11 protein-coding genes are annotated in these 13016 nt (G+C 39.7%); 8 read left to right on the top strand and 3 right to left on the bottom strand.

Annotated features, from left to right (window positions below; genetic code table 11):
* Positions 1-24 precede the first annotated feature (24 nt).
* Entirely contained in the window at positions 25-1482 is a 1458-nt protein-coding gene (locus ABE954_RS02425) for a DUF4026 domain-containing protein (protein ID WP_042848481.1), read from the bottom strand.
* 256 nt (positions 1483-1738) lie between these two features.
* On the opposite strand from ABE954_RS02425, the gene ABE954_RS02420 reads away from it, so the two are divergent.
* The 8 genes from ABE954_RS02420 (at position 1739) to ABE954_RS02385 (ending at position 10739) form a co-directional block, all read left to right on the top strand.
* Positions 1739-1921 carry a hypothetical protein gene (locus ABE954_RS02420; protein WP_042848482.1) on the top strand — a complete coding sequence of 61 codons (183 nt, stop codon included), beginning with the start codon at positions 1739-1741 and terminating at the stop codon, positions 1919-1921.
* A 236-nt stretch (positions 1922-2157) separates the two neighbouring features.
* A complete protein-coding gene (locus ABE954_RS02415; RefSeq protein WP_272656489.1) occupies positions 2158-3159 on the top strand; it encodes a hypothetical protein in 1002 nt (333 codons plus the stop codon).
* Entirely contained in the window at positions 3159-4304 is a 1146-nt protein-coding gene (locus tag ABE954_RS02410) for a BamA/TamA family outer membrane protein (protein ID WP_042848485.1), read from the top strand. Before ABE954_RS02415 ends, ABE954_RS02410 begins: the two co-directional genes overlap by 1 nt.
* Complete coding sequence (locus ABE954_RS02405) at positions 4304-5449, top strand: DUF4056 domain-containing protein (RefSeq protein ID WP_131680236.1); 1146 nt, start codon at positions 4304-4306, stop codon at positions 5447-5449. The genes ABE954_RS02410 and ABE954_RS02405 overlap by 1 nt, the downstream gene beginning before the upstream one ends.
* A 481-nt stretch (positions 5450-5930) precedes the next feature.
* Positions 5931-6737, top strand: a complete 807-nt coding sequence (locus tag ABE954_RS02400; RefSeq protein WP_042848487.1) for a protein bax — start codon at positions 5931-5933, stop codon at positions 6735-6737.
* Between the two features lie 229 nt (positions 6738-6966).
* Complete coding sequence (locus ABE954_RS02395) at positions 6967-8385, top strand: MBOAT family protein (RefSeq protein WP_129466985.1); 1419 nt, start codon at positions 6967-6969, stop codon at positions 8383-8385.
* Complete coding sequence (locus ABE954_RS02390; protein ID WP_071547652.1) at positions 8372-9541, top strand: SGNH family hydrolase; 1170 nt, start codon at positions 8372-8374, stop codon at positions 9539-9541. Before ABE954_RS02395 ends, ABE954_RS02390 begins: the two co-directional genes overlap by 14 nt.
* Positions 9513-10739, top strand: a complete 1227-nt coding sequence (locus ABE954_RS02385) for an SGNH/GDSL hydrolase family protein (RefSeq protein ID WP_042848490.1) — start codon at positions 9513-9515, stop codon at positions 10737-10739. The genes ABE954_RS02390 and ABE954_RS02385 overlap by 29 nt, the downstream gene beginning before the upstream one ends.
* 56 nt (positions 10740-10795) lie before the next feature.
* On the opposite strand, the gene gntU is transcribed toward ABE954_RS02385, so the two are convergent.
* On the bottom strand, positions 10796-12151 hold the full coding sequence (gene gntU / locus ABE954_RS02380; protein ID WP_042848492.1) for a gluconate transporter: 1356 nt from the start codon (positions 12149-12151) through the stop codon (positions 10796-10798).
* The gene (gene gntK, locus ABE954_RS02375; protein WP_042848493.1) at positions 12148-12690 is read right to left on the bottom strand and encodes a gluconokinase; all 543 of its coding nucleotides are present in this window, start codon (positions 12688-12690) and stop codon (positions 12148-12150) included. Before gntK ends, gntU begins: the two co-directional genes overlap by 4 nt.
* Between the last annotated feature and the right edge of the window lie 326 nt (positions 12691-13016).

Here is a 13016-nt window from a genome sequence, read left to right as displayed (position 1 = left end):
CCATGTGACTTGAAGTCTAACGAATTAGTGAACTTGCGCGCCACTCAGTAGCTTGTATATCGTATCCGGCGTGTAACTTCCATCTTGGAAATAAATTGTCCAATCCGTAATATCATCACGGGTTAATGGATAAGTTTCCCCTTCTTGCATATCTTTCACATAAAAAGGATGGTTAATTAATCGGCCTTCAAACTGGTCACCATTCCAAGAAATTGGCTCAAACCACATATGTTCGTGCCCATCATAATCCTCTTCCGCATCATGATAACCAATGCCACATTTCACTAAGAAACGCCATTCAGTATCAGCTTCATCATCGTTTTTGCCTAAAAACTTCGCAAAAAAACCTTTCTTTTGAGTGACAGGTTTTGGACCATAATTATCTAACATGTGGGTGAAATACTCCCAGCGCAGCTTCGCTTTACGGGACATATCCGCCGTTTCTTCGTCTGTGCGCATAAACATCATCGCATTTTGATCTTCAAACCCTTCAAAGAAACTCTCTAATACTGGGTTTTCTTGTGTAACACGGAACAGCATGACTGACGGGTGCTGATGGGACTCATCCCTGTCGTGCCAATCCCCCATAAAACGCTCAGAAGTTGCATCACCAAACTCAAAATTCATTTCTTCTAATGGCTTTAAGTTATCAATAGGCGTTGATTTACCGACATGAAGCAACCCTTCCTCAAATGGCAATGCCACCAGGTATTCGTAACCTGATTGTGTTTGCCCAATAAAAATTGGCTCGTTAAAGACGATTTTACCGTGTGTAATACTGTTGTTCACAAAGCTCCAGAATAATTCTGGGATACCATAATAAGATGCGATTGGGTGTGGAATAATAATTTCAGCTTCAGACAACCCACAACGGGCTAAACCATGGGTATGGAACCAATACATGGTTGGTGCGCGCTCTTCTTCCGGTTTATTTTCATTATCTTCTTGGTCATAAATAGCGTGCACAACATATAAAGAATCAATGCTTGGCATTAAATCATCTATTAATTGAAAATTAAGCCACTCACGAGTAAACACTTTCCCTGCTGCCGAAATATCCAGCCCTAAGAGTAAATCAGGCACTAAGATTTGAATGATTTTCAGTTGTTGAAGGTAACTGACTAACGGCTGCTCTTTGAATAAACATTCCACAATCACCGCTTGAGGAGCCGAACTCGCCTCCGCGTATAATTCTGGACTAATAGGGTCTGTCGCAAAATATGGGTTGATCGTATATTCAGGGTCGCTATCTACCAATGAAATATAGAAACGCAATTCCTCTTCACCTTTTTTACAGCTAAAAAAGAAACCGTCTTCATCTGGAATATAGTCTACTTCTCCATCCGTAAAATAGGTTTGTTCTTCTAAACGCTGCTCAAGTAACGAAGATGTCAATTCAGAACCTGGAATAGCGACCATCATAGATGCTTCTTTTTCGCCTTCACCTGCTGCAGTATCAAGGTAATATTGTTTATTGTTCATTTTAAGGCCTATTAATAAGTGACTTTAGCGAGGATATCAGCTTATATTCATTAAGAATATTGTGAATATTCTTAACAAATTCAGATTGTGATTTGATCCTTTATATTGTAACTAAGTAAACCAATAATCATTATTCGATAATAATTTATTCTACTTTTCATACGCTATTGGCTGAGGCACAATGACCTCCTTTCTCTGACTTGCTTCGTATTGATGAGGCAAAAGAACTAATTTCTATCTATATAGGTGTGAGAATATGATTGACCTGACAGAAGCACAAAAAGAATACATTGACGAACTCGCAATGCAGCGTGTTTACAATATGAATAGCGACGAAGTATTCGTACATGCTTTAGAACAAAAAATCCATCAAATGGAAGATCACTTAAAAGCCTATTTTCATGAACGTGTTAAGTTTCACCAACAGAATAAAAAATAATCTTTTACGCTCTTCGTGCCGGTAACCTTTTGTCTATCGGCACCTATTTTTCGGTTTTGGAAAGCACAATCTTAAACAAACTATCAACCTACACTCATTTTACCCAAAGAGTTAATAAAAAAGCATTAAGCGCTATCCCTAAAAAAAAGATTAATGATAAAATTCCGATTATCGCTGTAAGACGAATAATAATCTGCTTTTACACCCCCTTTACTTCCTAAAATTGAGCCAATGTTATGAAACGCATCCAATTCAGTCATGTGCTAATCCTTTCTTCTTTTTTATGTATTCCCGTAAGCTTTGCCGATAGCGACCGTCCATTATTTTCAGTATCAGTTAGTGAGTCAGGGGTGCCACAAAACAATAACGAAGGCGGTATTACTCATTCTTCTGCTACAGAGTCACGAGTACTGCCGATTTGGGGTGATGAAGCACGCGCCCGCGGTTATGATTTGCCGGAGCCATTTGGTGCAAGCTATGGTTATATGAATATGCGCCAAGATATTGTAGTCGACAGAATTGGGTTTATTTCTCCTGAAAGCCCTGAGTTTTCAAATGCGATACACATTGAAGCGGGACATACACGGCAAAAAAGTGAAACCCATACACTTAAATTAGATTCATGGGTATTTCCATTCTTAAATATTTATGGGTTATATGGTCACACTAAGGGTAAGTCCCATACCACACTAAAAGGTGGAAGTTTCGAGTTAGCTCCGGGATTCGTTATACCACTAGATCCTTTATTGAAAGGCCAACCTTTTGATTTAGATTTTAAAGGTAAAACCTATGGTGCTGGGTTTACTTTAGCCGGGGGATATAACGATTTTTTCACAACATTAGATTTAAATTATACAAAAACTGACCTTGATATTCTTGATGGTGATATTAAAGCTTTAATAATTTCACCTCGAATTGGCTATACATTTACTTTTGACCCATTGATTGATGGGCAAGGGAATACCAAAGTTCAAGTTTGGACTGGTGCAATGTACCAAGATATTACCCAACGTTTTAAAGGTGATATCAATAAGCTCAATTTACCTGGGAAATTCCAAGATATAATTAACTCAATGGATGAACCTGGTATGAAATTCGACGTCAAACAGCACCTTGCCCATAAATGGAATAATACTGTCGGTGCTCGCGTCGAGTTTACTCGCAATTTTAATGTACTCACTGAGTTTGGTTTTAATAACCGTAATACTTTCTTTGTCTCTGGAGAATTCCGTTTTTAATGTGGTATTCGGCTATTATCCAAAGGCTGGCATTGGTCAGCCTTTTTATTCTTTTTCCTGCTAAAGCAGATATTCTCCCCGACCGCCAACAAATTGATGGCTGGTTAAACAACCTCGGGGGTGAAAACAGCTTTGATGACAGCAAACCCATTGATTGGGGCGTTTTGCCGGGGCCTTTTTATACCCCTGAAATGGGGATAGGCATCGGTACTGCGCTGGTTGGTTTATACCGGATAGATAAAGAAGATAAACAAACGCAACCTTCTTCAATTGGGTTAAGTGGCTTCGCTTCATCTACAGGCGCATTTGGTTTGAATTTCACTAATTATAATTTTATTGATAACGACCAGTGGCGATTATTTATTTCGGGTACCATCAATAACATTCCTACTTATTATTGGGGAAAGGGCTATTCTGCAGGTAAAAACGACCATAATAAAGAAAAGTACCATTCCCAAGAATTCCAAATAACGCCAAGAGCATTGTATAAACTAACGGATGCCACTTATATTGGACTCGGTTGGAACTTTTCATCAATTAATGCCAGCGACCCAGATGATGGTGCAAAAAAGTACTTCGCTAATTCCGTCGGTGGGCGTTCTGTTATCAACTCAGGGGTCAGCGCCTATTATAGTTATGATACCCGCGATTTTTTGCCTAACGCATACCAAGGGCAAACCTTTGAAGTGACTTACACTTATTTTGCGCCAAATCTTGGTAGCGACACCCGTTTTCAAACCACGCAATTACAATACGCTTACTACCATCAGATTGCCGAAGATACCGTGGTTGCACTTGATAATTATGCGCGGTTTTCAACAGGTAATGTGCCATGGAATCAATTATCGTTATTAGGTAATGGTAATCGAATGCGAGGCTATTACGAAGGTCGCTATCGCGACAATAATATATTCACTAGCCAAATAGAAATTAGGCATAAGCTAGATTGGCGTCATGGTATTGTCGGTTGGTTAGGCACAGGGACGATGAGCGATACACCGTCCGAACTAGGTCAAAGCCACTGGCTCCCTACTGTTGGTGTCGGGTATCGCTTTGAATTTAAGCCAAGAATGAATGTACGTTTGGATTTCGGCATTGGCCGTAATAGCACTGGTGTCTATTTTCAGGTCGGGGAGGCGTTTTAATGTTTAAGTGGGTTCAAGCGTCTTGTTTAGCCTTGCTATTAACTGCATGCCAAAATCATAGCAAGCTTGAATTGCCCGCTATTTCCCCCGTATTAACTTCGCATACCTTTGAAGAAGCTACACAAGATTGGTCCGTTATTCCTTCATTAGTTCCCCCTCAAGGCTTACGTGCATGCTGTGCCTTCGGGTACAACCTCCAAGCACAATTATGGGGGCTCCCCGTTCCTTTTTATACTATCGATAATATTGTAGAAGCCGATAGCCTTGGTGAGCATCATTATAATGATAGCTTTTTAGGGGCAAGTGCAGCTTTAATGGGGCTTAGTAATGAAAAAATTGGCTTATTATATACAGATAAAGGTGGGTTTATTGATATCTCGCATGTCAGAGATACTGCAGATTATACTTTTTACTTATTCAGCCAAATTTATCCACGCCTTGGCCAAGAATGGACACTTTCACTAAGTGAAGAACTGGCCAGTAGACAAATTCATTTCAGCCCCTTTACGCCACCGCCATCTGCACACCAACGTTATACGCTCAGTGCCTATCTTGCGGCTAAACTTGCTTTCCAACTTGCCGTATGGCACGAAATTGCACAATGGTATGGTTATCAATCGGTTCCAGGCTTTTCAGAAGGGATCTCGGCTTTTTCCCCTGAAGATCTTTACTCTAATTTGCTCGGAGCACGCCTTGCAATGACCGTTATTTTGCAGGGTCGAGCGAACTCTTTGCCGGTTTTTTCTCAATCCATAGAAAATATCTTACCTTTAGCCCTGCACCAATTGGGCGCATCAAATAGAGCCGAAACAAGTAAAATGTTCGATAACATTGATGGCCTATGGTGGAATAGCTACCGGAGAGTACCTGAAAAATTCCTTGTATTAACAAGGGACTATAATACCAGCGATGACAGACTACCTTTAATACCGACTCAAATCATACCTCAGGGAGGGTTGCGATTAACGCTGCCAGATAACTACCTACAATACAATTTACCACTACTTGCTCAGTTACGTTTGCAACCCACTGAAAATATGAGACAACTTCCTGTACCAAACCATTATTGGACTGTTGCGGACTTCCCGGCCCTTGCAGAAGAAGCTAAACAACAAGATATACAGCAACAGATTTTACAACCCTAAATTTCCCCTAAAAATTGCTCACTTAAACGAAATTATCACGGTCAAGGTGACGAGTAAAAATGAAGCTTAACTCGCTTTTTTTACCTTTCATACCGCCTATTTGTATTTCACTTTTGTTCCCTCTTTTATCGTTAGGAAAAAGAGGCCTTTCCCATTTTGATTATAAAATAAGCGACTAAGTGGCTATTTATTGAGCAAAATAGCCTTATAATAACTAAGTGAACTGTGTGATAAATAATCGAATTTAACTTAAGTGCAGCCATTCAAAGTAAAAACAAGTAAGACATTTTAATATATAACCATAAAAACTAGATGTAAAAATATTATTTTTACATCAAAATCAATAAAGTTAAAAATAAACAAAAAAACCTACAATCCAATACAGAAGTTTACCTAATATTAGCCGGATAAAAGTAGCTCGTAAAAATTTAATCTGCTAATATTCGCTCGAATTTTGTTCAGAGATACTTAGGAGAAGCAAATGCCCTCTCGAACGATGAGGACAAACGCCGTCTTCGCTTTCTTATTTTTACTTTTATTTTCGAGCCTCAGTATGGGCTCCACCAGTACCAGCACAATGCTCAATAAAGAGTACTCTAATAAAACTGTGCAAAATGTAAGTCAGGCCAAAACATCACTCCCTGATTTACGTAAATACCCTTCTGGTACACCACGAAAGAAAGCATTTTTGAAAACGGTTGTCCCTGTTATTGAAAAAGTTAATAAGCAGATTATGGAAGAGCGCAATTGGTTATTATCCGTTCGCGCAAATAAAAAATGGAGCGCTCAAGAACTGCGCCGTCTTAGCCAAATCTGTGATAGCTATGGTATGAAATGTAGCAACCCAAAACGCATCAATTGGGATAAGCTATTAAGTCGCGTAGATATCATGCCAACGCATTTAGTGGCCACACAAGCAGCAACAGAATCAGGTTGGGGTACATCACAACTTGCATTACAGAACGGTAACTTATTTGGTATGCGCTGCGGAAGTGGGTGCCGAACTAACAAAGGTAAAGTTAAAGGCTATTCAGCATACTCTTCAGTTGAAGATACCGTGACAGCGTATATGAAGAATATGAATACCCATAATGCTTATGAATCACTACGTAGTTCACGAGCAAAACAACGCCTATCAAAAGATGAGTTAGATACCACAAAACTTATCAATGATATGAAAGGGTACTCCGAGTTAGGTTCATCCTATAACCGTTATTTACAAGAAATGTACGCGAGTAATGAAGAACTGATTACACAAGCTCAAAAAAGAGCAGCCACTCGCATCTAATTATTGTATCACCAGGTACAAGATATAAAAAATCCACTTAACAAAGTGGATTTTTTTATCGCTATAAATTGCTCATGTTATAGCAGGCAGATACCCTGCGGGGGAATTGAATGCCGCCAACAAAATCATTACTCAAAATATGACGAGCAATATTCTGATTGCATAGAAGAAGAGATCAAATATCATATGCTCATCTTCTACCAAAATAATTAACATCTTTGAGTCTAATATGAATTTCTTCTCTTTTGAGTTTCTTGGCTCTTTCTTGATATTTTTTCTTATTTATTGGGCTTGTCAGCCCAGTGCAAAACTACAAAATGGTCTACTAATTACCGCAAGCTATTTTTTTGTTTATTCGTTTAACCCTGATTTTGCCTATATTTTATTTGGTTATACCCTATTCATTTATTTTCTCACAAACTGGGTGACAAATTGGCTATCAAATCGATGGGTCTATCTCATCCTAGCCACAGTTATTATCGGTTACTTCACCTACTTTAAATATTATTCTTTCTTTCAAGAAAGTATTCAGCAAACTTTAGATAAATTTGGTTTTAGTGTTGGGCTCCCTATTCTTGAAATACTGGCTCCACTCGGTCTTTCTTTTTATGCATTCCACTCTGTTAGTTATACAGTTTCAGTATGCCGTAAAGAAATTCCTAAAGCTGATTTTTTCGATGTCGCTTTATACCTTGCATTTTTTCCAAGTATTGTGGCGGGGCCGATTAACCGCGCAAAAAATTTCATGCCTCAAATCCAAGCAGAAAGCCGAACCATTCTCAATAGTCGCAAGGCAATCCTGTTGATTTCACTGGCGCTAATTAAGCTCTTTTTATTTAGTTCTTACTTATCCGAAAATTTTGTTAACCCTGTTTTTGATGCCCCTATCGGATATAGCGCAGGAGAGATCTTAGTAGCCACTTATGCCTATGCATGGAATATCTACTTTAACTTTTCCGGTTACACCAACCTTGTTACGGGCATCGCCTTATTATTAGGTTTCAGAGTACCCGTTAACTTTAATGCCCCTTATTTAGCCGCAAACCTAAAAGAATTTTGGGCACGTTGGCATATTAGCCTATCGACTTTTATTCGTGATTATATTTATATCCCACTAGGAGGTAACCGCAAAGGCTTTAGCCGTATGAATGCTAATGTATTCCTTGCTATGGTGATCTCCGGACTCTGGCATGGTGCCGCAATGACGTTCGTGGTGTGGGGAGCAATACATGGCTTAGGGATTGTTTTACTCAATTTAAAGAGTTTGTGTATGGAAAAATTGGGTTGGACAAAGGCACTCCCTAATAAAACATTATCAATTTGGGTCTCACGAATTATCACTTTCCATTTTGTCTGTTTTGCTTGGATCTTTTTCCGTAGTGCTTCTTTTGATGATGCGATATTAATGATTAATCAAATTATTGCCCCAGGCTTTATTGCATCAATTAATGCAAGCCTAGGTCTGCTTATTGCATTTTGGGTCTTACTCATTACCTATCCTTACTTTGTACAAGGTTACCATTATGCGGCGAAAAAATACCAAGATATCCCTTGGTATTACTACCCTATTCCACTTGCTCTTGTTTTAACAATTATGTTTATGCTTTCACCTTCAGGTATGCCGGGGTTTATTTATGCTAACTTCTGAGTTTAAAAAAAACCTAATTAAAACCGGCCAAGTTTTAGTTATTGTGTTACTAGCAGGACTGTTGTTGATTTGGTTAAACCAAGGTTCTTTGGAGCGATTCTGGCAACAAAAATATCATCAAGATACACCATGGGCGAAAATGGCAGGAAACCCTATTTGGGATTACGGTGCTTATTTACATGACGGTGCTCTCGAGGCGGGAAGTGTATTTACTTATCATGCTTCAGGGCAAAAAGCACAAGACGACCAGCAAGCCGCTGAATTAGCATTAGCAAATAAAAACAAGAAGCTGAGTTTCCCAGACGGTTTTCAAGTGGGCCTGCATTTTATGAATGGTTATATCTACCCAGCAGACAGCTTATCAATAACTTTCCCTGAGTTGCTTAAGCGCCCACAAGCGAGAGCAAAAAGCCTCAAGGGCAATTTAAGTCACTTAGCTATCAAGCAAAACCAACCTATTGTAGAGAAGCATATAGCCAACATTGAAAAAGGCCAGCAAGTTCTATTTGCAGGAGACTCAATGATGCAAGGCATTGCTCCACATGTTAAGAACAAGCTATTGAAAAAATATAATATCGATAGCATTAATTTAAGCAAACAAAGCACTGGCCTTGCCTATCCACGCTTTTTCAACTGGCCCCAAACCATTGCTAAGGCATTGAATGATAACCCTAATATTAAAGTTCTTGTTGTTTTCTTAGGGCCTAATGACCCTTGGGATATGCCACCAAAAACAGGTTATAAATACGTCAAATTTAAAAGTGAAGACTGGGAAAAAGTTTACCGAGAGCGTATTAATGATATAATATCGACCGCACGCCAGCACAATGTAGATGTTATTTGGGTTGGTCCTCCTAATATGCGTAAAAATACGCTATCCGATGGTATGAAATTCTTAAGAAGCCTCTACCAGTCTGAAGTTGAAAGTAACGGCGAAATTTATTTTTCTGTCAATGATGTCTTTAAATATAAAGGCGATAACTACTCTGACTATATCGGCGATGAAAGCAGTACAATTAAATTGAGAAGTGGCGATGGGATTCATTTCAGCAGTAAAGGGCAACAACTTATTGCAGAAAAAGTTTTCTCATTGATCCATTTCGAAGCAGAGGAAGAAAAGGAACCTCATGAAACTGAACAATCTGCGTCAAGCTAAGCTCAAAATTTTAGCGGGTAGCATCATTGCACTGCTATCGTTGGGCTTATTGTCTTGTCAAAATACATCAGACAAAACGCGCATACCAAGTTCGAAACAAGGACAAACTGTTATATCTCAAGGGCAATTAATCAACAATGCTGAGCCTAATTTAACGCAATTAGCAAATAAATTACGTCAAGGTAACCAGCAAGTTCATATTATTCAAATTGGTGATTCCCACACTGCGGCTGATTTTTTCAGCGGCAATTTAAGGAGTTTATTTCAGCAACGTTATGGTGATGCAGGTCCTGGCTTTATTCCTCCTATTTCTATTCCGGGACAACGTACTGCAACCATTAACCGCATGAGCGAGAAAAAAGAATGGTCACTTTCTTCTAGCCGTAAAGATGAGCGTTTTGATTACCCCTTAGGGGGAATGATTGCTGAACCACAAGCCGCAAAGAGTAAAGTGCTACTCAAGCCGTTACAACCGGCTCTAGGGGCCTATCAGCTTCAAACGCTATACCAGAGCGCGAATGACTCTCAAATGAGTGTGGCTCCAGCTGTTTCACCTAATGTTGCACTCCCGGCAACAGGCTATCAGTGGTATTTTTCAACCCCGGTTAACACCCAGTTACCCGCAGAGGTTACGGTCAATAAAAGTGCTGGGTTAAAGATTGGTGGCTGGCTCGTACGTTCACAAAAGCCAGGGGTTATGCTTTCCGCGCTAGGGATCAATGGTGCAACACTTAGTATGGTAGATAAATGGCAACCACAATGGAGTGAGACTTTAGCTCAGCTGTCACCTGATATGGTGATTTTAGCTTATGGTACTAATGAAGCCTTTAATGATACGTTAGACCTTGCCGCTTATGAGCAAAATTTACGCGCTAAAATCCGCTTAATCCGCCAGCAAATGCCAAATAGCGTTATTTTATTAGTCGGGCCGAATGATTCGATTAAATTTAATGATGCCATGAATTGCCAAGCTCAAATGCCTGTAAACTTAATGAATGTTATTCAAATTCAGAAATCTGTTTCAGCTCAGGAACATACGCTGTTTTGGGACTGGCAAGCCTTTATGGGTGGCCCTTGTTCAATCCGTACATGGGCAGCACAAGACTTAGCACGACCAGACAATGTACACTTGTCTGTTGATGGTTACAAAAAGAGTGCTCAAGGTTTATATAGCCAGTTGAGCCAGCTTTTACAGTAACGAAAAGCAAAAAGGTCAGCCGATTAAAGCTGACCTTTGTCTTTATACCTAAAAAATTACAAGAAAACGAAGAAAATCATACCGACAATGGCGCCCGTCGTCCCTAAGATAGTTTCCATTACCGTCCACGTTTTTAGAGTCTGCGCTTCAGTTGCACCAGTAAATTTACCAAACAACCAGAAACCTGAGTCATTAACATGACTTAAAATCAATGAACCACCGGAAATACAGATTGATAAAGCAGCAAGCTGCGCACCTGAATACCCTAATTCACTGATAACGGGTAAAACTAAACCTACCGCTGTTAAGCACGCAACCGTTGCAGAACCTTGGATAACACGTACAGCACCCGCTAAAACAAAACAGGCTACCGCAATAGGTAAACCCGCGCCGATTAGCGAATCCCCTAGCGCTGGACCAACACCTGAATCCACAAGAATTTGTTTGAAAACACCACCAGCCCCAGTCACCAACAGGATAATCCCCGCAGGCTGGATCGCCGCAGAACAAACTTCCATCAATTTTTCTTTATTCATACCATAACGGAAACCTAAACCATATATGGCAAGCAAGCATGCAAGTAATAAAGCAGTGAAAGGATGACCAATAAATTCGAGCCAATGTTCCAGAGTTGAGCCTTTCTCAACAAAATGAGTCCCAATTGTTTTTAAACCCACCAAAACTAATGGAAATAACACTAAACATAAGCTGAACCCAAAACTTGGCATTTTGCCATGTTCTGTATTTGGTGCTTTATAATCCGCAGGAATATCAATGTGTACAAACTGGCTAATAAATCGCCCATATAGAGGACCCGCTAGGATCATACTAGGAATTGCAGCACATAGACCAATGAGAATCATCCAGCCATAATCTGCGCCCATTTGTGAAGCAACCAGCATCGGTGTCGGCCCAGGCAACAAGAATGCCGCAGCGGCAGCAACCCCAGCAAATAATGGGATAGCTAAACGGACAACGTTATGCCCAGTTCGATTTGCCACTGCAAATACCACACCGATTAACAGCACTATGGCGACATCAAAAAATAATGGCAGTGCACAAATTAACCCTGCGATACCTACCGCATAGTGCGCATGTTTCTCACCGAAAAGGTTAAGTAACTTATTCGCAACCTGATCTAATGCCCCTGTTTCATGCAGGATTTTGCCAAACATTGCCCCTAATGCCACAACAATAGCAAGGAAACCTAGAGTCCCAGCCATTCCTTTTTGCATCGTCTCGGTTATTTGTTGAACTGGCATTCCTGAAAACAACCCTGCACCAATTGACACTATCATCAGTGCAACAAAAGCATGTAGGCGTGCATACATGACTAAAAACAGTAATAAAACTACCGAGCCAACCGCTGTGAGTACCAATGTTAATGTGCTAAGCGTCTCAACCGTGCTCATGATTTTTCTCCCGCGACAATTTGTTTAATCGTTAAGCAGGTATTACCGATGACATCTTCAAGAGTTTGGCGAATATCAACTATATGAACATCAGTTTCCGCTGCATTGGGTTCTTCTAAGGCTGCAAATTGTGTTTTTAACATTTCAGGTTTGAAGAAATGCCCTTTACGGGCTTTTAATCTTTCTTCAATAACCTCTGAATCCCCTTTTAAGTAGATAAAAAATAAATTTTTATTGTCTTCTCTTAATATATCTCGATATTTTTTCTTTAATGCTGAACATACAACTAAAGAAATAGAATTTGTTCTCTGCATAGCAAAAATTGCCTGGTTTAATGCGACTAACCAAGGTTGGCGGTCATCATCATTTAGCGCATGACCCGATGCCATTTTTAAAATATTTGCTTTAGGGTGCAGAAAGTCGCCATCAAGAAAGGCGGCATGTAATTCCTGAGCAACGCCATTTGCTACTGCAGATTTACCGCTACCCGATACCCCCATTAGTACAAATGCATAGTTTTGTTGTTGGGTATCACTCATAGGAAACTCCTCAGGCATTCAAAATTATTCTGGCTTTTAATTAATACCGTTATGTTACCGGTAACAAGTTACGGGTAACATTATCAGCAGTGAGGATTTATTTAGCAATCAAATTGGCGAAGAAGAGAACAGATCTGTGATGATTATCTCAATCTGAGTTTAGTGAAGATAGGCAAAGAAAAAAGAGGCACTAACAATATAGAAATTTAAAAGTATGTTTTATTTTAAATTTCAATTAACCCATCTTTAATATTCATCTAAATAATTCGTGGTGTCGCTAGGCGGCAAACGAGCCAAGCCCTAGGAGCATACTCCAGTATGTGACT

Origin of the sequence: Providencia sp. TYF-12 (genome assembly GCF_041344805.1) — a bacterium.
In the GTDB taxonomy this organism is placed as follows: Bacteria; Pseudomonadota; Gammaproteobacteria; order Enterobacterales; family Enterobacteriaceae; genus Providencia; species Providencia huashanensis.
This window is presented reverse-complemented; position numbering and strand designations above follow the sequence as displayed.